Below are 22,456 nucleotides of genomic sequence, written 5' to 3' on the forward strand. Positions count from 1 at the left end.
AAAAACCCCGCTTTCGCGGGGTTTTTCATTAGGCCAACTGAGGCTGCGTGCTCACAGGCTTGAGCGGCAACAGCGGCGCATGGGGATCGGCATCCACCGATGTGCGCCAGGCTTGCAGCCACTCGGCGTGGCCTTCGCTCCAGACCTGCTCATGCAAGCGACCCAGTGCCACCGGATCACTCAGCAGGGCCACACGCTCGTTGTTGGTCAGCCCTGTTGGCCCGGCCTTCATCGCATGGCGAACCCGCTCGACCCGCAGCCATTCGATCGGCTCGGCCTGACGGTGACGGGACGTCGCCAGCGCGCACGCCAAGGCGTTCTGCTGTGGATCGACCACTGCCCGGATGAAGCCGTCGTTCAGCGCATGCCAACGGTTTTCGTGGGTGTACTGATCAGTTGCCAGCAACGCCTGTGGTGGATTGTATTCCTCAGGGATCAGGAACAGGCTTTCATCACGGGACTTGAGGCCCAGACCCACACGACTGGAGATCACCGACACCGGGATCGACAGCATCAGCGAACCGACGATCGGCACCAGCCACCAGAGGAAGCTCGGGTTCAGCCAGATCACCAACAGCGCCCAGAAGAAGCCCAGCAAGGTTTGCGGACCGTGGCGCTTGACCGCTTCGCTCCACGGTGTGGAGTCGTCATCACGTTGCGGCGAGTTCCAGGTCGCGGCCCAGCCGAGGAACGCGGCGAGCACGAAACGGGTGTGGAAAATCATCCGCACCGGCGCCAGCAGCATGGAGAACAACATCTCCAGCAGCATCGACAGCGTCACCTTGAACCTGCCACCGAACTCTTTCGCGCCCTTGGCCCAGATCAGGATGATACTCAGCAACTTTGGCAGGAACAGCAGCACGATGGTCGTCGAGAACAGCGCAATCGCCTTGTCCGGGTGCCATTGCGGCCACAGCGGATAGAGCTGACGCGGTTCCAGGAAGTATTGCGGCTCCATCAGTGTGTTGACCGCCAGCAGGGCCGTCGACAGCACGAGGAAGAAGAACCACAACGGCGCTGACAGATAAGACATCACGCCCGTCAGGAACACCGCACGGTGCACCGGGTGCATGCCTTTTACCAGGAACAGCCGGAAGTTCATCAGGTTACCGTGGCACCAACGACGGTCACGCTTGAGTTCGTCCAGCAGGTTCGGCGGCAGTTCTTCGTAGCTGCCCGGCAAGTCGTAGGCAATCCACACGCCCCAACCGGCACGGCGCATCAGCGCCGCTTCGACGAAGTCGTGGGACAGAATCGCACCGGCGAACGCGCCTTTACCGGGCAACGGCGCCAGGGCGCAGTGCTCGATGAACGGTTTCATGCGGATGATCGCGTTGTGACCCCAGTAGTGGGATTCACCCAACTGCCAGAAGTGCAGGCCGGCGGTGAACAACGGACCGTACACACGGGTGGCGAACTGCTGCATGCGCGCATACAAAGTGTCCATGCCCGACGCACGTGGCGCGGTCTGGATGATCCCGGCGTCCGGCGTGGCTTCCATCAGGCGCACCAGACTGCTCAGGCATTCGCCGCTCATCACGCTGTCGGCGTCGAGCACGACCATGTATTTGTAGTCACCGCCCCAACGACGGCAGAAGTCGTCGAGGTTGCCGCTTTTACGTTTCACACGGCGACGGCGGCGGCGATAGAAGATCTTGCCGAAGCCCTTGGCTTCACGGCAGACGTCCAGCCAGGCCTGCTGTTCGGCGACGCAGATATCGGCGTCGTTACTGTCGCTGAGCACGAAAAAGTCGAAGCGATCCAGGTTACCCGAGGCCGCGACCGATTCGAAGGTCGCCCGCAAACCGGCGAACACCCGCGGCACGTCTTCGTTGCAGATCGGCATCACCAATGCGGTGCGCGCGTCCTTGGCGATCGGCTCGTTGCCGGCACTGGCGCCGGAAATGCGGTATTTGTCACGACCAGTGATCAGCTCGAGAAAGCCCATCAGCGCCGTCCAGAAACCGGCCGACACCCAGCAAAACAGAATCCCGAACATAATCAGGATGGTGGTTTGCAAGGCGTAAGGCAGCACCTGGGCCGCGGTTTGCAGGAGCGGTTGGTGCAGGACTTCTTCAAGATCGACGAACGACCAGCCCTGGTACGGCATGATGCCCTTCATGTACCAGCCGGCGACGATCGTTTGACCGAGCATCAGCACCAACAGAATGTAGCGACGGATCGAACCGACGGTGCGCCAGCGAGCGGCCGGCAGCACGTTCTCATCCTTCGGCGGGGCCGGCGGGTTGGTGCGCCCGGTCAGCCGACGCCAGCCACGCACCAGAATATTGGTGCGCCATGGCTCCGGCACGACTTTGGTCCGACGGATCGGCGGGGCTGCCTTGAGGCAAACCCGACCACTGGCGTCGAGTCCAAGCATTTGCGCGTCCGCCAGTTCTTCGGCGGTGTTCAGGGTCAGGCGCCGGCCGACCGAAGCCTGGGCGGCCTCGGTCGACCCGTCAAACGTCGAGGATGACAGACGTTCGTGCAGTTCACTGAACGACTTGCAGCCCGCGAGTTCCGCGCGCTGCTCGTCGGTCATGGGCAAATGCGCCAGGTACTCGGCAAGCGTTTGTGGCTGTACTTGTGAATTACTCATCGGCAGGCAACTGATAGCTCCAGGTCTCGGTCAGGACTTGTTCAGTCGGTGCCGATTCCGGTGTGGCTGGGGCCGCTTCGGCAGCGACAGACTGCTTGGCGTCTTTGTTGTCCTTGTCCTTGGTGTCCTTGACTGGCTGGGCTTGCGCTTCAGCCTGCCTGGCTTCCTTGTCCTTCTTCTCCTGCTGACGGGCGGCGATCTTGTCGGCCTTGGCAACGGAAGAACTGGACGCTGGCGCCGTGGTCTTGATCGTCTCGGCAGGCGTGATGGTCTTGACCAGTGCCGCACGCATTTCGGTGGACTTGCCCGGATCCTTGATCTTCATCCGCAGGGTCAGGCGCCAGCCCTTGGTTTCAGGGTTGTAACGGACGCTGTTCTCGACCAGCTCCGCGTTGTCGCCAACGCTCACCTGGCTGCGCACTTCGGCATCTTCCGACAAGTCTTGCAAGGACGGACCTTCGAAATCCACCAGGTAGGCCACGCTGCCGTCCGGCTGACGAATCAGGTTCGACTGCTTCACGTCACCTGTGGAACGCAGGGTCTGTTGAACCCAGGCGCTGTCCGGCGAATGCAGGGAGGCTTCATCGATGGTCCAGTGCATGCGGTAGGCGACGTCCAGGGACTGGCCAGGCTCAGGCAATTTTTCCGGGCTCCAGAAAGCAACGATATTGTCGTTGGTTTCGTCAGCGGTAGGAATCTCCACCAGATCGACGGAGCCTTTGCCCCAATCGCCTTTCGGCTCGATCCAGGCACTTGGGCGTTTGTCGTATCGGTCGTCGAGGTCTTCGTAGTGGCTGAAGTCACGGCCACGTTGCAGCAAGCCGAAACCGCGCGGGTTCTCGATCGAGAAGTTGCTCACGGCCAAGTGTTTGGGGTTGTTCAACGGGCGCCAGATCCACTCGCCGTTGCCGGCATGGATCGACAGGCCGCTGGAGTCGTGCAGTTCGCGACGGTAGTTCAGCACTTTCGACGGCTGGTTGGCGCCGAACAGGAACATGCTGGTCAGCGGCGCAACGCCGAGCTTGGTGACCTTGTCACGCAGATACATCTTGGCCTTGACGTCGACGACCGTGTCGCTGCCCGGACGCAGGGTCAGGCGATAGGCACCGGTGGCACGCGGCGAATCCAGCAGGGCGAAGATCACCAGATGCTTGTCGCCCGGCTTGGGCTGTTGAATCCAGAACTCGGTGAAGCGCGGGAACTCTTCGCCGGACGGCAAGGCGGTATCGATGGCCATGCCGCGAGCGGACAAGCCATAGGTGTGGCCCTTGCCGACAACGCGGAAGTAACTCGCGCCGAGCATGGTCATGATTTCGTCTTGCTTGTCGGCCTTGTTGATCGGGTACAGCACACGGAAGCCGGCATAACCCAACTGTTCGGTGGCTTTAGGATCGAACTTCACGTCGCCGAAATCGAAACGACTCGGGTCGTATTTGATCTCTTCGACGGTATTGGCCGTGATTTCGTTGATTTTCACCGGCGTATCGAAGTGCATGCCCTGGTGATAGAACGACAGCTTGAATGGGGTTTTCTGATCGGCCCACTCGGCTTTTTCGGTGCGGAACCGAATTTTTTGATAGTCCGCGAATTTCATCTCGCGGAATTCGTTCGGCAGGTTACTGCGCGGGGCTTCGTATTTTTGCCCGGCCAGCTCTTTTGCCTTGACCGATACGTCATCCAGATTGAATGCCCAAAGCTGGCCGGCGCTGAACAGGCAGAGCAGTGCAGAGCCCGCCACCAGAGCGTTTCGAAACCGTTTGGCAGACAATTTTGGTGCATTACAGGGACTAACAATCACGAGCAACCCTCGCCGAAAACAGATCAAAAAACCAACGGCCAGTTAAAGTGCCTGCACGGTGTACGGTGTAAAAAACCGACCCTGCGAACCACTCTTGCCAAGTTGGCGAGCATTGTTCCGACTCCTATGGGGCAAAATGATTCCCCAACAGGTTCCGGACAAGTCTCTACCTAAGTCAAAATGGACCAACGAACGCTGATCCCCGTAGCGCGCGATTATCTAGTAGGCCGCGTTACAACGCATCAGGGGAAACCAAGTATTTATCGGGAAAAGCCCCTGTTTTCAGCCGAAATGCCCTTAAAAACATGTTTCAAGCACTTTCACGTCTGTAACAGGAAGGTTACCGGGCCATCATTGACCAGGTGCACCTGCATATCCGCGCCGAATCTACCTGATGCCACAGTGCCATGCACCTGTTTCGCTTTGCCCAATAAATAGTCGAAAAGCGCCTCGCCCAAGGCCGGAGGGGCCGCCGTCGAAAAACTCGGACGCAATCCGTTTTTGGTATCAGCGGCCAGGGTGAATTGCGAGACCAGCAATAACCCGCCGCCCACATCCGCCAAGGACAGATTCATCTTGCCCTCGGCGTCACTGAATACTCGATAGTTAAGCAGTTTATGCAGAAGTTTGTCGGCGCTGGCCTGCGTGTCGTCGGGTTCGACCGCCACCAGCACCAGCAACCCCTGATCTATCGCACCAACCACCTCTCCCGCGACCTCGACTCGCGCGCCACGCACGCGTTGCAGCAGGCCCTTCATGCTTCGTCAGGCGACAAGTCGAGCAGTCGACGTGCCATCTGATCAGCGGCGCGTACCAATGCATCGGTGATGCCCGGCTCGGACGCGGCATGGCCAGCGTCGCGGATCACCTGCAATTCGCTGTTCGGCCAGGCCTGATGCAGTTCCCAGGCGTTGTCCAGCGGACAGATCACGTCATAACGACCATGGACGATGACACCGGGCAAATGGGCGATTTTGCCCATGTCGCGGATCAGCTGGTTCGGCTCCAGGAAAGCGTTATTGGTGAAGTAGTGGCATTCGATACGGGCGATGGACAACGCACGTTGAGGTTCGGAGAAACGATCGACCACCAGCGGATTTGGACGCAGGGTCGCGGTACGGCCTTCCCAGATGGACCAGGCCTTGGCCGCATGCATCTGGGCGATCTGGTCGTTGCCGACCAGGCGTTTGTGGAATGCCGTGAGCAAGTCGTCGCGTTCGTCCAGCGGGATCGGCGCGATGTAGTCCTGCCAGTAATCGGGGAACAGACGACTGGCGCCACACTGGTAGAACCATTCGATTTCCTGGGGACGGCAGAGAAAAATCCCGCGCAGAATCAGACCGTGCACGCGCTCCGGATGGGTTTGCGCATAAGCCAGGGCCAGGGTCGAACCCCAGGAACCGCCGAACAGCACCCATTTGTCGATACCCAGGTGTTTGCGAATCCGCTCAAGGTCGGCGACCAGATCCCAGGTGGTGTTGTTTTCCAGGCTGGCGTGGGGCGTGGAGCGACCGCAACCGCGCTGGTCGAAAGTAACGATGCGATACAGGTTCGGATCGAAATACCGGCGGCTCTGGGCATCACATCCGGCGCCAGGGCCGCCGTGAATGAACACCACCGGCAAACCTTCCGGCGAACCGCTTTCGTCGACATACAGCGTGTGGGTTTTATCGACAGCCAGATCGTGCCGGGCGTGGGGTTTGATCTGCGGGTACAAAGTCTGCATTGCGCGCTCCGTAAGGGGTCGAGGTCATCCCTGTAGGGACTTCTATTATTCTGCCGTCCGGCATCATAAACCCGAATTACGTCAATGAGCATGCCCCTCGCAGCGTCAGCGTTTGTCAGCCTGTCTTCTCAGCCAAATAGTCGAGCAGGGTTTCATAGAGTCGGTCGACCTCGGCGACCTGCCCCCGCGCGCGCAGACAGCCGTGAACCAGCCCCTCCCCGTAGTAAAGCGTTGCATCCACGCCGGCGGCGTTGAGTCGCTCGGCGTAAAGCACGCCGTCATCGCGCAGCGGATCGAACTGCGCGACGGCGATCAACGCCGGGGGCAAACCGCTGAAATCGTCGGCGAGCAAGGGCATCGCATAGGCACCCGATTGTCGGGTTCCGCCTAAATACAACGCGTGATAACAATCCAGATCGCTGCTACTGAGCAATGGTGCATCGGCGCATTCGCTGCGCGACGGCAATCGGTGATCGCCGCCCAGCCCCGGATAGATCAGAACTTGCGCGCATGGCATTGGTTCGCCGGCATCGCGCAAGGCGAGGCACAACGCAGCGGCGAGGTTGCCGCCAGCGCTGTCCCCTGCCACCAGCGTCCGCGCCGGATCGAGCTGAAACGGTCCTGTGCGCAGCGCACGCCAGACACTCTGGCAGTCCTTGAACGCCGCCGGAAACGGGTCCTCCGGTGCCAGTCGATAATCAATGGCGATCACCAGCGCGCCAAGCACCGACGCCAGTTCGGCGCAGATAAAGGCGTGGGAATCCAGATCCCCCACCACCCAACCGCCGCCGTGCAGATACACAATGCATGGCCAACCGTTGGTCGGCGGTGGAACCGAGGGTTGCCAGGCGCGCACCGCCACGCCCGCCAACTTGAGATCGATCACCTCAAGTCCTGCGGGACATGGCGGGGTAAACGCCCGGCACATCTCGCTGTAGGCCTGACGCAAACCGGTGAGGCTGCTGTCGGAGCTGTTGAAGCTGAGGGTTTTCTCGACGAAAGCCGCCATGTGTTCGGAAATCGAGTAAGGAGCCATGAGCCTGGAGCCAGTCAGTCAACGGTTTGGGATTGGAACTCAGTCCTGTGGCGAGGGAGCTTGCTCCCGCTGGGCTGCGTAGCAGCCCCAAAACCACTCACGACCAGCCGGGTTCACGACGGCTTCGCCGCCGAACGGGAGCAAGCTCCCTCGCCACAGACAGCATACTTTGCGAAGAAATGGTGATCAGTTTTTCAAACTGGCCTGAACGGTTGCCACACCCTCCTTGCCATCAACACTGCTGACACCCGCCAACCAGCGCTGAAGATCTTCGGGATGATCGCGCAGCCATTGTCTGGCAACGTCCTGCGGCGTCTTGCGCTCCATGATCGGCACCATTAACTGGCTTTCCTGAGCGGCGGTAAAGGTCAGGTTTTCCAGCAGGCGGCTCACGTTCGGGCAACGCTCGGCATAGTCCGGTGCGGTCACGGTGGAAACGGTCGCCGCGCCTTCGTTCGGGCCATAGACGTCTTCGCTGCCGGTCAGGTAGGCGATGTTCATGTTGATGTTCATCGGATGCGGGGTCCAGCCGACGAACACCACGAACTCCTTGCGATTGACCGCCCGTTGCACGGCGGCGAGCATCCCGGCCTCACCGGACTCGATCAGTTTGAAATCCTTCAAGCCAAAGCGGTTGGTCTCGATCATGGTTTCGATGGTGGTGTTGGCGCCGCTGCCCGGCTCGATGCCGTAGATCTTGCCGCCGAGCTGGTCCTTGAATCTGGCGATATCGGCGAAGGTTTTCAGGCCGGCGGCAGCCACGTAGTCAGGTACGGCGAGCGTTGCCTGGGCGTCGGCCAGGCTCGGTTTGTCCATGACCTTCACTTGATTGGCGGCCACGAACGGAGCGATGTTCTTGTCCATCGCCGGTTTCCAGTAACCGAGGAAGATATCCAGACGTTTGTCGCGGATGCCGGCGAAGACGATTTGCTGCACGGCACTGGTTTGCTTGCTTTCGTAGCCGAGGCCGTTGAGCAATACGTCAGCCATGCCGCTGGTGGCGATGACGTCGGTCCAGTTGACCACGCCCATACGCACAGTCTTGCAGGAAGCGGGGTCGTTGGCGAAAACGCTGGTGCTCAGAAGAGCAGTGCCACAGAGGATTGAGAGACAGCAGATGCACAGTCTTTTCATCGGGAGAGTCTCGTGCGGCAGATTATTGTGGGGTTCGGTGTCTTCGTGCACCGTGCCCAGAACATTACGCAGCGTCGAGCGGGTAAAAGCGAACTGTGGCGACCGTGTTTTGCACGGTGGCGACTGTCTCAACCGATCGTTCCCATGCTCTGCGTGGGAATGCAGCCCGTGACGCTCCGCGTCACTGGACGCGGAGCGTCCCTAGAGGCATTCCCACGCGGAGCGTGGGAACGATCAGTCAGCTGTAGTGCTTTTCGCCCCACGCCAACAACCCTTGCAACAACTCCTTGAGCACCACTTGCGTCGGCTCAGCCAAATCCTGGCGGTAACGGAACGGCTCGAACTCTTCCATGTACGTGCACTGCCCCAACTCCAGCTGCACGGCATGAATGTTTTCGGCCGGGTTGCCGTAATGCCGGGTGATGTGCCCGCCCTTGAAGCGACCGTTCAGCACATGGCTGTAATCGAGGTGCTTCGCGCAGATCGCTTCCAGTTGAGTGGCCAACTGTGGATCGCAACTGGCGCCATTGAAGGTGCCGAGGTTGAAGTCCGGCAATTTGCCGTCGAACAGGTGCGGGATGATCGAGCGGATCGAGTGCGCATCGAACAGCAGCGCATAGCCGAACTCAGCCTTCAGTCGTGCCAGCTCCTCTTGCAAGGTGCGGTGGTACGGCGTCCAGATTTGCTCCAGATAAGTCGCTCGTTCCGCCGCGGACGGCTCCATGCCCTCACGGAACAACGCAATACCGTCGAACAGCGTCGCCGGATACAGACCGGTGGTGGCGCCGACATACAACGGCTTGTCGTCGGACGGCCGGTTCAGATCGATGACAAACCGCGAGTACTCGGCCGCCAGGGTGCTGGCGCCCAGCTCGGCGGCGAATTCGTAAAGCCTTGGGATGTGCCAGTCGGTGTCCGGCAGGCTTTTCGCGTCGGGAATCAACCCGGCTTCGACCGCCGGGGTCAGGCGCAGGCCGGCGTGGGGCATGCTGATCAGCAGCGGCACACGGCCTTGTTTGAAGTTCAGAACCTTATCCACAACTGCTCTCCTAAACGCTTGTTTCGACGCCGTGACGCACGACGCGTTTTTCCAGGTCGCCGCCCAACCAGTACGACAGGTCGGCCGGTCGATCAATCTGCCAGGCGACGAAGTCTGCGACTTTGCCGGCTTCCAGCGAACCATGAGTCTCGCCCATGCCCAGCGCGGTAGCGGCATGAATAGTCGCGCCAGCCAGGGCCTCTTCCGGGGTCATGCGCAAACAGGTGCAGGCCATGTTCAGCATCAAGCGCAACGACAACGCCGGCGAAGTGCCCGGGTTGAGGTCGCTGGCGATGGCAATTTTTACGCCGTGTTTGCGCAAGGCTTCCATCGGCGGCAATTGGGTTTCCCGCAGGAAGTAGAACGCGCCGGGCAGTAATACCGCGACGGTGCCGGACTTGGCCATGGCGATGACGTCGTCTTCGGTCATGAACTCCAGATGATCGGCGGACAGTGCGTGGTAGCGCGCCGCCAGGCTCGAACCGTGCAGCGACGACAATTGCTCGGCATGCAGCTTCACCGGCAAGCCGAGTTTCTGTGCGGTAATGAACACCCGCTCGACCTGCGCCGGCGAAAACGCCAGGTATTCGCAGAAAGCATCCACCGCATCCACCAGCCCTTCGGCGGCCAGGGCCGGGAGCATTTCGCTGCAGATATGATCGATGTAGTCGTCGGCCCGATCCGCGTATTCCGGTGGCAAGGCATGAGCGGCCAGGCAGGTGCTGCGCACGCTGAGCGGGAGCTCGACGCCGAGACGACGGATGACCCGCAGGATCTTGCGTTCACTGGCCAGGTCCAGGCCGTAGCCGGACTTCATCTCGACCGTGGTGACGCCATCACGCATCAGGCTTTTAAGACGCTTGGCGGCGCTGGCGAACAGCTCGTCTTCACTGGCGGCACGGGTGGCGCGCACGGTGCTGGCGATGCCACCGCCAGCCGCGGCGATTTCCGCGTAGCTGACGCCTTGCAGACGTTGCTCGAATTCGCCGCTGCGATTACCGCCGAACACCGTATGGGTGTGGCAGTCGATCAGGCCCGGGGTGACCCAGGCCCCGTTGAGGTCATTGACGGCCGGGTACTCGCCCGACGGCAGTTCGCCGCGTGGACCAAGCCACTCAATGTGCGCACCTGACGTCACAATGGCCGCGTCCTCGATGATCGAGTAGACGCCTTGCGCCATGGTTGCGACGTGGCAGTGTTGCCAGAGAGTTTTCATCCGTGGCCTCCGTTAGGTTATCGATGAGAAAAAGAAGGTTCCCGCTCCACCGGTACTGCCTTGCCCGCCGCCGGTTTCACCCACGTCAGGTAGGCCAGCACCAGCAATACAATCCAGACCACACCGACGATCAGAGCCGCCTGGGTGTCCGGGAAATAGCCCAGCACGCCAAAGATGAACAACATGAAGGCAATCGCCGCCATCGGCGCGTAGGGCCAGAACGGCACCGGGAATTTCAGTTGGGCAACCTGTTCGCGGCTCATGGAACGACGCATGGCCACTTGGGTGAACAAAATCATCAACCAGACCCACACCGTCGCAAAGGTGGCGATGGAGGCGATCAACAGAAAGACGTTTTCCGGAATCAGGTAGTTCAGCAGCACGCCCAGCAACAGCGCGGCACTCATGACCACCACGGTCATCCATGGCACGCCATTGCGCGACAAGCGGGCAAAGCCTTTGGGTGCGTGCCCTTGCTGAGCCAATCCGTACATCATCCGGCCAGCGCCGAAGATGTCACTGTTGATGGCCGACACCGCCGCCGAGATCACCACGATGTTGAGGATGGTAGCCGCCGAGCTGATACCCAGATTGTCGAAAATCTGCACGAACGGGCTGCCTTGGCTACCGATCTGCTGCCACGGGAAGATCGACATCAGCACCAGCATCGTCAGCACGTAGAACAGCAAGATACGCAACGGTACGGCATTGATCGCTCGAGGCAGCACATGCTGCGGGTCTTTGGCTTCGCCGGCGGTAACGCCGATGATTTCAATACCGCCAAAGGCAAACATCACCACCGCAAACGAGGCGATCAAGCCGCCCACGCCATTGGGCATGAAGCCGCCCTGGGTCCAGAGGTTGCTGATATCGGTCGCCTGGGCGCCGGGCGCATTGCTGATGCCGAACAGCATGATGCCGAAACCGCCCAGGATCATCGCGACGATGGCCGCGACCTTGAGCAGCGACAACCAGAACTCCATTTCACCGAAGACTTTGACGTTGCACAGGTTCAAGCCGCCGACCACCGAAACGATACCCAGCACCCAGATCCAGCGGGCGACTTCCGGAAACCAGAAACCCATGTAAATACCGAACGCGGTCACGTCGGCCATACCGACGATGACCATTTCAAATGCGTAGGTCCAACCGAGGATGAAGCCCGCCATCGGCCCCAGATAGGTGCTGGCGTACTGGCCGAATGAGCCGGCCACCGGGTTATGCACCGCCATCTCGCCGAGGGCGCGCATGACCATGAACACCGCCGCGCCACCGATCAGGTAAGCGAGCAATACCGCAGGCCCGGCCATTTGTATGGCCGAGGCAGAACCGTAAAAAAGCCCGGTGCCGATAGCCGACCCCAGCGCCATGAAGCGAATATGTCGGGCAGAGAGCCCGCGTTTCAAACCTTTTGCTGGCTGTTGCATTTCTCGTCCTTAATTATTCTTATTCGACTCAAAATCGTATCGCGAGCAGGCTCGCTCCCACAGGGGTATGCATTCCAATGTGGGAGCGAGCCTGCTCGCGAAAAGGCCATTACAGACTAGGCAGCAACTTCGCCGTCACCAGGTCATTCAGGCAACGCGTGGCCAACAACTCACTGGCCGCATTGATGTCCGGTGCAAAGAAGCGATCCTTCTCATAGAACGGCACTTCAGCACGCAGGATGGCGCGGGCTTTTTCCAGTTTTGGCGAGGTTTTCAGACCGTCGCGCAGGTCCAGCCCCTGAGCCGCCGCCAACCATTCAACCGCCAGAACCCCACGCGTGTTCTCGGCCATTTCCCACAGACGCTTGCCCGCCGCCGGAGCCATGGAAACATGGTCTTCCTGGTTGGCCGACGTCGGCAGACTGTCCACCGAGTGCGGATGGGACAGCGCCTTGTTCTCGCTGGCCAATGCCGCAGCAGTCACCTGGGCGATCATGAAACCGGAGTTCACACCGCCATTGGCCACCAGGAACGGCGGCAGTTGCGACATGTGCTTGTCCATCATCAGCGAGATGCGGCGTTCGCTCAGGGAACCGATTTCGGCAATGGCCAGGGCCATGTTGTCGGCGGCCATGGCCACCGGCTCGGCGTGGAAGTTACCGCCGGAGATCACGTCGCCTTCAGCGGCGAACACCAGCGGGTTGTCGGAGACAGCGTTGGCTTCGATCGCGAGTACTTCGGCGGCCTGACGGAACTGAGTCAGGCAGGCGCCCATGACTTGCGGCTGGCAGCGCAGGGAGTACGGGTCCTGGACCTTTTCGCAGTTCTGGTGCGAGTCGGACACTTCGCTACGCTCGCCCAGCAGATCGCGGTAAGCGGCAGCGGCGTCGATCTGGCCTTTCTGACCGCGCGCGGCGTGGATGCGCGCGTCGAACGGCGAGCGCGAGCCCAGCACGGCTTCAACAGTCATACCACCAATGGCCAGGGCACCAGCAAACAGGTCTTCGCCTTCGAACAAACCGCGCAATGCATAAGCGGTAGAAACCTGAGTGCCGTTGAGCAGCGCCAGACCTTCTTTGGCAGCCAGGGTCAACGGGGTCAGACCGGCGATTTTCAGCGCTTCGGTTGCTTGCATCCACTCGCCTTTGTAGCGAGCTTTACCTTCGCCCAGCAGCACCAGGGACATATGGGCCAGAGGCGCCAGATCACCGGATGCACCCACCGAACCTTTCAATGGAATGTGCGGGTAAACCTCGGCGTTGATCAGGGCGATCAGTGCATCGATCACCACGCGACGAATGCCGGAAAAACCACGGCTCAGGCTATTGACCTTGAGCACCATGACCAGCCGCACCAGGGCGTCGCTGATCGGCTCACCGACGCCAGCGGCGTGGGACAGCACCAGCGAGCGCTGCAGGTTTTCCAGGTCTTCGCTGGCGATACGGGTCGAAGCCAGCAGGCCGAAACCGGTGTTGATGCCGTAAGCCGTGCGGTTCTCGGCGAGGATCTGTTCCACGCAGGCAACGCTGGCTTCGATCTGGCTCGAGGCGCTGTTATCGAGGGTGATTTTGACCGGTTGCTGATAAACATCACGCAGTTGGGCAAGGCTCAGTTGGCCGGGAATCAGGTTAAGTGCAGTCATTTTGTGCTCCTTTTGAGAGTTTCTTCTTTTCTATGAAGAGAACTTACCAGACGCTCCGGAGATGTCCGTTGTCCGTCGCGGCTGCCCATTGGGGAGCCGCGCCTTGGCACGCTGGTGTTTGTCGAAATCAGTTGAGGTTAGGTAAAGCCTTGTGCAACAAAATCGGGTCTTTCAAAACACTGGCAGCGGCAGCAATGTCCGGTGCCAGCCAGCGGTCCTGGTCGTAGGCCGGAACCCGCTCACGCAGCAGACGCCATGCGGCATCGGTGCCCGCGCCAAAGCGTTGCTCTTTGAGGAATTCAAAAGCCTGGGATGCCAGCAAATATTCAATCGCGAGAATCTGCGTGCAGTTTTCCAATGCGCGATGCAGCTTCAGCGCCGCGTTGGTGCCCATGCTCAAGTGGTCTTCCTGCAAGCCCGAGGTGACGTAGTTGTCGAGCACCGCCGGTTGCGCCAATTGACGGTTTTCCGCACACAGGGATGCGGCGACGTACTGGACGATCATCATCCCGGAATTCACCCCGGGGTTGGCCACCAGAAACGCCGGCAGACCGCTGACGTGCGGGTTGATCAAGCGGTCCAGGCGACGCTCGGCGATGGAGCCGATTTCTGCCATGGCGATGGCGAGCAAGTCAGCGGCCAACGCAACCGATTGGCCGTGGGGGTTGGCCTGGGACACGACGCGGTAGTTGTCCGGCGTGCCCAGCAGCATCGGGTTGTCGGTGACAGCGTTGAGTTCGGTTTCGATCTGCTTTTTCGCGTGTTCGAGCTGATCGCGAGCCGCACCGTGAACTTGCGGGATCGAGCGGATGCTCAACGCATCCTGAGTGCGAATACCTTTGCTGCTGGCGATCACTTCGCTGCCATCGAGCAAGGCGCGAAGGTTGATTCCCACCTGCTGCATGCCCGGATGGGGTTTAAGCGCGATGATCTCGGCGTCGAATGCCGCGATCTGGCCGCGCTGGGCTTCGAAGCTCATGGCACCGACCACGTCGGCCCACTGCACGAGTCGGGTTGCATCTGCGAGCGCCAGACAGCTGAGGCCGGTCATGCATGGCGTGCCGTTGACCAGGCACAAGCCATCTTTAGCGCCCAGTTGCACCGGTTGCAGCCCCTCTTCGGCCAAGGCTTGCTGCGCAGAAACGATCTGCCCCCGATAGCTGACATTGCCGACACCCAACAGAGTGATTCCGATGTGGGCCATGTGGGTCAGGTAACCGACCGACCCCTGAGACGGCACTTGCGGGGTGATGCCGCGATTGAGTAGCGCCAGCAGGGCTTCGACCACGCGGCGATGAATGCCGGATTTGCCATGGCTATAGTTGCGAATAGCGGCGCAGATGATTGCGCGGGTCTGTTCGTCGGCCAGTGGCGTGCCAACGCCACAGGCGTGACTGAGCAGGGTGTTGCGTGACAATTGGCTGAGTTGCTCGTCTTTGAGCGAGACATTGCACAGCGCGCCGAGGCCGGTGTTGACGCCATATGCGCGCTCGCCGCTGACGACGATGCGCTGGACGATCGCCTGAGCATTCTCGATCCGCGCCCAGACTTGGGGCGACAGCTCGAGCTGTGCGCCATGGCGGGCGACTGCGACCACATCCTGCCAACGCAACGGGGCATCGGCGATAACGATTTTTTCAGCCTGGGACATCTTTGACCTCTTACCTGAATATTGATGCAGCTTTGCCGACGCTTTCGCGAGCAGGCTCGCTCCCACAGGGTACGCATTCCAATTGTGGGAGCGAGCCTGCTCGCGAAGAGGCCGGCACAACCGCCGCAAACCTTTAAACCACCGCCGCCCGCCGCTGTACGAACCGGTCTACATACTCATCCGCCGGCGAATGCAGGATCTCTCGTGGCGTACCAACCTGAATCAGCCGGCCATCCTTGAGGATCGCGATGCGATTGCCGATGCGCACGGCCTCGTCGAGGTCGTGGGTGATGAACACGATGGTCTTGTGCAGGGTCTTTTGCAGTTCCAGCAACTGGTCTTGCATTTCGGCGCGGATCAACGGGTCGAGGGCGCTGAAGGCTTCGTCCATCAGGATGATGTCGGTATCCGCCGCCAGTGCACGAGCCAGGCCCACACGCTGGCGCATGCCGCCCGAGAGCTGGTGCGGGTATTTGTTTTCGTAGCCCTTCAGGCCCACGGTGTTGATCCAGTGCAGCGCACGCTCGGCGCACATCTGCTTGCTCTCGCCACGCACTTTCAGGCCGTAAGCAACATTATCCAGCACGGTCTTGTGGGGCAGCAGGCCGAAGCTCTGGAACACCATGCTGATCTTGTGCCGACGAAATTCGCGCAGGGCTTCCATGTCGTATTGCAGGATGTCCACGCCGTCCACCAGGATCGCGCCGCTGGTGGGGTCGATCAGGCGATTGAAGTGGCGCACCAAAGTCGACTTGCCAGAACCGGACAGACCCATGATCACGAAGATCTCGCCGGTGCTGATGCTCAGCGACAGGTCGTTCACACCGACCACGCAGCCGGTTTCAGCCAGCACCTGGTCTTTGGTTTTGCCCTGGCCAATCATGCCCAGCGCTTCCTTGGAGCGGTTGCCGAAAATCTTGAAGACGTTTTTGACTTCGATCTTGCTGATGGCTGCGTTGCTCATTTGCTCACCTCATGCCGTGCACGACCGTACGCCTGTGTAATGCGGTCGATCACCACTGCCAGAATCACGATCGCCAGACCGGCTTCAAGGCCACGTCCGACGTTGAGGGTCTGAATCCCCACCAACACGTCTTCACCCAAGCCACGGGCACCGATCATCGAGGCGATTACCACCATCGACAGGGCCATCATGGTGGTCTGGTTGATCCCGGCCATGATGCTCGGCAGGGCCAGCGGCAGTTGCACGCCGAACAGTTGCTGCCAGCGGTTGGCACCGAAGGCGTTGATCGCTTCCATCACTTCACCGTCGACCTGACGAATGCCCAGATCGGTCAGGCGGATCAGCGGCGGCGCGGCGTAGATCACCGTGGCAAAAATCGCCGGGACCTTGCCCAGACCGAACAGCATCAGCACCGGAATCAGGTACACGAAGCTCGGCATGGTCTGCATGATGTCCAGCAGCGGCATCAGCACCGAACGCAGGCGATTGCTGCGCGCCGAGAGAATGCCCAGCGGAATGCCGATCAGCACCGAGATGACCGTCGCCACCATCATCAGCGCCAGGGTCTGCATCAGCTTGTCCCAGAGGCCGACCGCGCCCACCAGGAACAGCAAGCCGACGATAACCGCCGTGGTCACGACTTTGCGGGTCGCGTGCCAGGCCACGCCCGCCACGATCGCCAACATCAGCCACCAGGGCGCCGCGCGCAGCAGCCCTTCTAGATTGACGATGGCCCACAACAGGGTGTCGGAGATGCTGCGGAACACGTCGCCGTAGTTGGTGACCAGCGAATCGACCCAACCGTTGACCCAGTCGGCGATGGAAAAGGTAAAGCTTTCGGGAAACATAAGAGGCTCTCAATCAAGGGGTTGCGATCAAGCATCCGACTGCCGTTGCCGACAGTCGGAGACACTCGACCTACAAGGCCGCGTCGATCTTTTTGGCTGCGTCTTCGCTCACCCATGCGTGCCAGACTTCAGGATGTTCCTTCAAGAAGATCTTGGCCAGTTTTGGCGACTCGATCCGCTCTTTGGCCATGCGCCCGAGGTTCTGATTCAGCAGGTCGATCGGCAGGTTGACCTTTTCCAGCACGGCCACCAGTTCCGGAGCTTGCTCGTGGAAGGTCTTGGACAGGCCGACCTTGATGGTCACTTGCTTGTCCACGCCTGGTTTCTCTTCGAGTTTGATCAGGTCGACCTGGCCCATCAGAGGCGTTGGCGACCAGTAGTAGAACAGGATCGGCTCGCCACGCTTGTAGCTCGACAGCACCGCCGCATCCAGTGCCGGGCCGGTGCCCGGACGGAAGTTGGTGTAGGTGCTTTCCAGGCCGTAGCTTTTCAGCATTTCGCTGTTGTCCAGCTCACAGGTCCAGCCAGCCGGGCAGTTATAGAAACGGCCCTTGGATGGCTCTTCGGCGTCTTTGAACACCGCGGAATACTTGCCCAGATCAGCAATGTTTTTCAGGTCCGGGGCTTTCGGCTCAAGCTTGCGCTTGGCATCGCCTTCGATCACATAACGCGGTACGTACCAGCCTTCGACGGCACCCACCACCGGAGCGCCGACACCGACTACCTTGCCGGCCTTCTCAGCCTTGTTCCAGACCTCGCTGCGGCCGACCCACTCTTCGGCAAACACTTGAATGTCGTTGCTGCTCAGGGCGTTTTCCATGGTGATGGAGTTACCCGGCAGGCTGTCGGTCTTGCAGTCGTAGCCTTTCTCCAGCACGACTTGCAGCACGTCGGTCAGCAGCATGGCGCTTTCCCAGTTCAGGCCGGCGAATTTCACCGGTTTGCCCGATTCGCACCAGCCTGCCGCCTGAGTGGCGCCGGCACTGGCCAACAGGCCCATGGAAAGCAATGTGGTCAGCAGGGTCTTGTTCGATTTCATTGTGTGACGCTCCTAATCATGAGTTGGCTTACGGCAGTCAAGAGGCATCCAGCCCTGTTCACGTCCAGTCAGGCCTGCGCCGCAGCGCGACCGGCCCCGCTTTTTATAGGTGCTGCATCGCTGTCCTGCTCGACTGGCAGAATCAGGTGATCGGGTACTGCGCTGTGCCATTTTTTCGCGCACACGTAATACAGGCCTGCGGGAAGCACCAGACCGATGATCCAGGAAATATCCACACCACCCAGAGCGTCCACCAGCGGACCGGTGTAGAACTTGGTAGAGATGAACGGCAGTTGCACCAGCACACCGAAGACATAAACGCTGATACCGAGGGGGTTCCAGCGGCCGTAGCGACCGTTTGGATCGGCCAGTGCCGGCACGTCATAGCGCTCGCGAGTGATGCAGTAGTAGTCCACCAGGTTGATCGCGCTCCATGGTGTAAAGAACGCCAGCAAAAACAGGATGAAGGACTTGAACGCACCGAGGAACGAGTGCTGACCGAGCAACGCCATCAGGGTCGCAGCACCGACGATGACCAGCACGAACACCAGACGCTGCAAGCGCGTTACCCGCAGGTCACCACGGAAACCGCTGATGACGGTCGCAATGCACATGAAGCTGCCGTAGGAGTTCAGCGTGGAGATGGTGACCTTGCCGAACGCGACGCTGAAATACAGCAGCGCAGCGGTAGCACCGGTACCGCCCAGACCCACGATGTAGGCCACTTCGTGGCCGGCGAACTGCCCTTTGGCCGAGGCGGCCGCAAGCACGCCGAGGATCATCGCCACCTGTGCGCCAATGACCGAACCCGCGCCTGCAGCGAAAAAGGTCTTCACCGAGGAAGTCTTGCTCGGCAGGTAGCGTGAATAGTCAGCCACGTAGGGGCCGAAGGCGATCTGCCAGGACGCCGCGAGCGACACCGCGAGCAAGAAACTGCTCCAGCTGAAGTGGCGGATTTGCAACAGTGCGCCAACGTCAACCTGGCTCATCAGACGGCTGAACAGATAAACAAAGGCAATCACGCCAATGACACTGGCAACACGGCCGATCCAATGGATCACCCGATAACCGAGCACCGTGACCAGCACGATGACGCTGGCGAAGATGAGGATACCGACGCTGTCGCTGACGCCAAACAACTGGCCCAGCGCCTGGCCGGAAAGCACGGTGCCCGTTGCGGTGAAGCCCAGGTACATCAGGCACACCAACACGATCGGGATGGCCGCGCCATAAACGCCGAACTGCACCCGGCTGGAGATCATCTGCGGCAGGCCAAGCTTGGGCCCTTGCGCCGCATGCAGCGCCATTACGCCACCGCCGAGCAGTTGACCGATCAACAGACCGATCAACGACCAGAACACGTCACCGCCCAGCACCACGGCCAGGGCCCCGGTGACAATCGCGGTGATTTGCAGGTTGGCACCCATCCACAGGGTGAACTGGCTCAACAGACGACCGTGTCTCTCCGCTTCCGGGATGTAGTCGATCGAACGTTTCTCGATCAACGGTTTACTGCCTGCACGATCGTCATTAACAGCCATTGTTCAACCTCTGTGGATTGTTATTTAGGGTTCAACCGGGAAGCCGCTTTATGTGGGAGCCAAGTTTCCACAAGGTATTGCGTTATTTGCCGGTAATCATCGGCAGGTTCAGTCCCTGCTCCTTGGCGCAATCGATCGCGATCTGATAACCGGCATCGGCGTGACGCATAACGCCAGTCGCCGGGTCGTTATGCAGCACGCGAGCGATACGCTCGGCCGCTTCATCAGTACCGTCGCAGACAATCACCATGCCCGAGTGCTGGGAGAAGCCCATGCCGACGCCGCCGCCGTGGTGCAGGGAAACCCAGGTCGCGCCGCTCGCGGTGTTGAGCAAGGCGTTGAGCAGTGGCCAGTCGGACACGGCGTCGGAACCGTCCTGCATCGATTCGGTTTCGCGGTTCGGGCTGGCAACAGAGCCGGAGTCCAGGTGATCGCGACCGATCACGATTGGTGCGGACAGCTCACCGCTGCGCACCATTTCGTTGAACGCCAGACCGAGCTTGGCGCGCAGGCCCAGGCCAACCCAGCAGATACGCGCCGGCAGACCCTGGAAGCTGATGCGCTCGCGGGCCATGTCCAGCCAGTTGTGCAGGTGGGCGTCGTCCGGGATCAGTTCTTTAACTTTAGCGTCGGTCTTGTAGATGTCCTGCGGGTCGCCCGACAGTGCAGCCCAACGGAACGGGCCGATGCCACGGCAGAACAGCGGACGGATGTAAGCCGGTACGAAGCCTGGGAAGTCGAATGCGTTTTCCACGCCCTCTTCCTGGGCCATCTGACGGATGTTGTTGCCGTAGTCGAAGGTCGGCACGCCCATTTTCTGGAAGTCCAACATCGCCTTGACGTGCACAGCCATCGATTGCTTGGCAGCTTTGATCACTGCGGCGGGTTCGGTCTTGGCGCGAGCGCGGTACTCTTCCCAGGTCCAGCCGGCTGGCAGGTAGCCGTTGAGCGGGTCGTGGGCGCTGGTCTGGTCGGTGACCATGTCCGGGCGCACGCCGCGCTTGACCAGTTCAGGAAGGATTTCAGCCGCGTTACCCAGCAGGGCGATGGAAATCGCTTTGCCTTCCTTGGTGTATTTGGCAATGCGGGCCAGGGCGTCGTCGAGGTCGGTGGCTTGCTCATCGATGTAGCGGCTTTTCAGACGGAAATCGATACTGACCTGCTGGCATTCGATGTTCAGCGAGCAAGCGCCGGCCAGGGTTGCGGCCAGAGGCTGGGCGCCGCCCATGCCGCCGAGGCCTGCGGTCAGGACCCAACGACCTTTCAGGTCATCGTTGTAGTGTTGGCGACCGGCTTCGACGAAGGTTTCGTAGGTGCCCTGAACGATGCCCTGGCTGCCGATGTAGATCCAGCTGCCGGCGGTCATCTGGCCGTACATGGCCAGGCCTTTGGCGTCCAGTTCGTTGAAGTGCTCCCAACTGGCCCAGTGTGGTACCAGGTTGGAGTTGGCGATCAGTACGCGCGGGGCGTTGCTGTGGGTCTTGAATACGCCGACCGGCTTGCCGGATTGCACCAGCAGGGTCTCGTCGTCGTTCAGGTTGGTCAGGCTTTCGACGATCTTGTCGTAGCATTCCCAGTTGCGTGCCGCACGACCGATACCACCGTAAACCACCAGCTCTTTAGGGTTCTCGGCGACTTCCGGGTCGAGGTTGTTCATCAGCATGCGCAGCGGCGCTTCAGTCAGCCAGCTCTTGGCGGTCAGCTTGTTACCGCGAGCAGCGCGGATTTCGACATTGCGGTATTTAGTAGGTTTCTGGGTGTTGTCAGTCACGAAAAAGACTCCTCAGCGATCAAATCCAAACCAACCCTGGCGGTGGGCGAGCCAGCCTGTGCGCATCGTTGCGCCACAAGCGAATCAGTGGACGTTACGAGGAGTCTCGATCGACTCATACGCATACGTCTTTACTTGTACATACAAGCATATGCAATCAAGCGGCCAACTTGCCGGATAAGCATTCAAGAAAAATTCTGAAAGGGCTGGAAAGCGCCTGGATCAAGGGCTCTGGCGCAGATGAAATTTTTCGAGGGGATTTGGCGGAAGGGGCGAAGGCTGTTACTTGAGCGGGGTTTTGCGCCACGCTGGGGCGTTCGGTAACAAAGTGGTGCACGATGGGAAACGAGGTTCAGGCCCTGAAAAGCATCGCGGGCAAGCCCGCTCCCACAAGTACGATGATGTCCCTGTGGGAGCGCGCTTGCCCGCGATAGAGGCGACCCGGTGCTGGATCAGCGAGCGATCAGCTCGATCACACAGCACTGACCCTTGATAGAGATATCCAGCAGCCCGGCGTTACCATCCAGTTGCAGGCAATCATGGCGACCGAGTTGCGATGCGCTGTTACCGACCTTCACTTCAAGCGCTTCACTGACACTGAATACCAGCAGAGTCCCGGCCTCACTAAAAAACCGCTGCTTACCTTCCAGCCACTGCAACCGCGCGCGGTAACGATCCGGTGCATAAATCAGGTTGAAATCGCGAATCGGTCCGCCGAGCAATGCGCAGAACACGTGACTCTCGCCACTGAAAGCAAACGGGTCCAGCGGTAACAACGCCCGCGTGTCCTGACCATCGACGCGCAAGGTCATGCCCTCGCCTTGCAGCACGGTGATCACCCGCTCATAACCGGCAAAAGTGGAAAACCCGCCCGACTCGCCGATGTCGGCAATCGACAGGCGCCAGCCAAAACCATCAAGGCCCACACCGGTATCGCGGGTGATTTCTTCGGTGCTGCCGCCGCCGTTTTTCCACGGCATGCGCGGGTAATCTTCAGCGCGTAAAACCTTCAACTGACCCATTTA

At 60.3% G+C, this 22,456-nt stretch carries 17 protein-coding genes; all 17 read right to left on the reverse strand.

The features are described 5' to 3' along the window. Positions 1–28: 28 nt before the first annotated feature. Positions 29–2,599 (reverse strand): glucans biosynthesis glucosyltransferase MdoH, encoded by a 2,571-nt coding sequence (gene mdoH / locus QMK51_RS26465; protein WP_320392509.1) that lies wholly within the window; start codon positions 2,597–2,599, stop codon positions 29–31. Further along, positions 2,592–4,397, reverse strand: coding sequence for a glucan biosynthesis protein G (locus tag QMK51_RS26470; protein ID WP_320392510.1), 1,806 nt, complete (start codon positions 4,395–4,397; stop codon positions 2,592–2,594). The genes mdoH and QMK51_RS26470 overlap by 8 nt, the downstream gene beginning before the upstream one ends. A 320-nt stretch (positions 4,398–4,717) precedes the next feature. Next, complete coding sequence (dtd, locus tag QMK51_RS26475) at positions 4,718–5,155, reverse strand: D-aminoacyl-tRNA deacylase (RefSeq protein ID WP_253417173.1); 438 nt, start codon at positions 5,153–5,155, stop codon at positions 4,718–4,720. Beyond that, complete coding sequence (gene pip / locus QMK51_RS26480) at positions 5,152–6,123, reverse strand: prolyl aminopeptidase (protein WP_018929173.1); 972 nt, start codon at positions 6,121–6,123, stop codon at positions 5,152–5,154. The genes dtd and pip overlap by 4 nt, the downstream gene beginning before the upstream one ends. Positions 6,124–6,238: 115 nt before the next feature. After that, a complete protein-coding gene (locus tag QMK51_RS26485; RefSeq protein ID WP_320392511.1) occupies positions 6,239–7,159 on the reverse strand; it encodes an alpha/beta hydrolase in 921 nt (306 codons plus the stop codon). 186 nt (positions 7,160–7,345) lie between these two features. Next, positions 7,346–8,293: a choline ABC transporter substrate-binding protein gene (locus QMK51_RS26490; RefSeq protein ID WP_320392512.1), complete on the reverse strand. Its 948-nt coding sequence runs from the start codon at positions 8,291–8,293 to the stop codon at positions 7,346–7,348. 238 nt (positions 8,294–8,531) lie between these two features. After that, positions 8,532–9,332, reverse strand: a complete 801-nt coding sequence (gene hutG / locus QMK51_RS26495) for an N-formylglutamate deformylase (RefSeq protein ID WP_320392513.1) — start codon at positions 9,330–9,332, stop codon at positions 8,532–8,534. Positions 9,333–9,342: 10 nt separating this feature from the next. Next, the gene (gene hutI / locus QMK51_RS26500) at positions 9,343–10,548 is read right to left on the reverse strand and encodes an imidazolonepropionase (protein ID WP_320392514.1); all 1,206 of its coding nucleotides are present in this window, start codon (positions 10,546–10,548) and stop codon (positions 9,343–9,345) included. Positions 10,549–10,565: 17 nt separating this feature from the next. Further along, positions 10,566–11,975, reverse strand: coding sequence for an amino acid permease (locus QMK51_RS26505; protein ID WP_320392515.1), 1,410 nt, complete (start codon positions 11,973–11,975; stop codon positions 10,566–10,568). A gap of 109 nt (positions 11,976–12,084) precedes the next feature. After that, positions 12,085–13,617 (reverse strand): histidine ammonia-lyase, encoded by a 1,533-nt coding sequence (hutH, locus tag QMK51_RS26510; RefSeq protein WP_320392516.1) that lies wholly within the window; start codon positions 13,615–13,617, stop codon positions 12,085–12,087. 127 nt (positions 13,618–13,744) lie between these two features. Then, entirely contained in the window at positions 13,745–15,268 is a 1,524-nt protein-coding gene (gene hutH / locus QMK51_RS26515; RefSeq protein WP_320392517.1) for a histidine ammonia-lyase, read from the reverse strand. A 133-nt stretch (positions 15,269–15,401) separates the two neighbouring features. Then, on the reverse strand, positions 15,402–16,232 hold the full coding sequence (locus QMK51_RS26520) for a quaternary amine ABC transporter ATP-binding protein (protein WP_258697969.1): 831 nt from the start codon (positions 16,230–16,232) through the stop codon (positions 15,402–15,404). Continuing rightward, positions 16,229–17,080 carry an ABC transporter permease gene (locus tag QMK51_RS26525; RefSeq protein ID WP_008058061.1) on the reverse strand — a complete coding sequence of 284 codons (852 nt, stop codon included), beginning with the start codon at positions 17,078–17,080 and terminating at the stop codon, positions 16,229–16,231. Before QMK51_RS26525 ends, QMK51_RS26520 begins: the two co-directional genes overlap by 4 nt. A 70-nt stretch (positions 17,081–17,150) precedes the next feature. Continuing rightward, positions 17,151–18,119: an ABC transporter substrate-binding protein gene (locus tag QMK51_RS26530; protein ID WP_320392518.1), complete on the reverse strand. Its 969-nt coding sequence runs from the start codon at positions 18,117–18,119 to the stop codon at positions 17,151–17,153. Positions 18,120–18,187: 68 nt separating this feature from the next. Next, positions 18,188–19,660: a cytosine permease gene (locus QMK51_RS26535; RefSeq protein ID WP_320392519.1), complete on the reverse strand. Its 1,473-nt coding sequence runs from the start codon at positions 19,658–19,660 to the stop codon at positions 18,188–18,190. Between the two features lie 82 nt (positions 19,661–19,742). Further along, positions 19,743–21,431, reverse strand: coding sequence for a urocanate hydratase (gene hutU / locus QMK51_RS26540; RefSeq protein WP_320392520.1), 1,689 nt, complete (start codon positions 21,429–21,431; stop codon positions 19,743–19,745). A 452-nt stretch (positions 21,432–21,883) separates the two neighbouring features. Further along, positions 21,884–22,453, reverse strand: coding sequence for a HutD family protein (locus tag QMK51_RS26545; protein WP_258697972.1), 570 nt, complete (start codon positions 22,451–22,453; stop codon positions 21,884–21,886). Between the last annotated feature and the right edge of the window lie 3 nt (positions 22,454–22,456).

It is taken from the genome of Pseudomonas sp. P9_31 (genome assembly GCF_034008235.1).
Taxonomy (GTDB): domain Bacteria; phylum Pseudomonadota; class Gammaproteobacteria; order Pseudomonadales; family Pseudomonadaceae; genus Aquipseudomonas.

Coding starts and splice junctions, on each gene's coding strand:
- mdoH (WP_320392509.1), bottom strand. CDS start 2,599: ATGAGTAATTCACAAGTACAGCCACAAACGCTTGCCGAGTACCTGGCG.
- dtd (WP_253417173.1), bottom strand. CDS start 5,155: ATGAAGGGCCTGCTGCAACGCGTGCGTGGCGCGCGAGTCGAGGTCGCG.
- pip (WP_018929173.1), bottom strand. CDS start 6,123: ATGCAGACTTTGTACCCGCAGATCAAACCCCACGCCCGGCACGATCTG.
- QMK51_RS26485 (WP_320392511.1), bottom strand. CDS start 7,159: ATGGCTCCTTACTCGATTTCCGAACACATGGCGGCTTTCGTCGAGAAA.
- QMK51_RS26490 (WP_320392512.1), bottom strand. CDS start 8,293: ATGAAAAGACTGTGCATCTGCTGTCTCTCAATCCTCTGTGGCACTGCT.
- hutI (WP_320392514.1), bottom strand. CDS start 10,548: ATGAAAACTCTCTGGCAACACTGCCACGTCGCAACCATGGCGCAAGGC.
- QMK51_RS26505 (WP_320392515.1), bottom strand. CDS start 11,975: ATGCAACAGCCAGCAAAAGGTTTGAAACGCGGGCTCTCTGCCCGACAT.
- hutH (WP_320392516.1), bottom strand. CDS start 13,617: ATGACTGCACTTAACCTGATTCCCGGCCAACTGAGCCTTGCCCAACTG.
- hutH (WP_320392517.1), bottom strand. CDS start 15,268: ATGTCCCAGGCTGAAAAAATCGTTATCGCCGATGCCCCGTTGCGTTGG.
- QMK51_RS26520 (WP_258697969.1), bottom strand. CDS start 16,232: ATGAGCAACGCAGCCATCAGCAAGATCGAAGTCAAAAACGTCTTCAAG.
- QMK51_RS26525 (WP_008058061.1), bottom strand. CDS start 17,080: ATGTTTCCCGAAAGCTTTACCTTTTCCATCGCCGACTGGGTCAACGGT.
- QMK51_RS26530 (WP_320392518.1), bottom strand. CDS start 18,119: ATGAAATCGAACAAGACCCTGCTGACCACATTGCTTTCCATGGGCCTG.
- QMK51_RS26535 (WP_320392519.1), bottom strand. CDS start 19,660: ATGGCTGTTAATGACGATCGTGCAGGCAGTAAACCGTTGATCGAGAAA.
- QMK51_RS26545 (WP_258697972.1), bottom strand. CDS start 22,453: ATGGGTCAGTTGAAGGTTTTACGCGCTGAAGATTACCCGCGCATGCCG.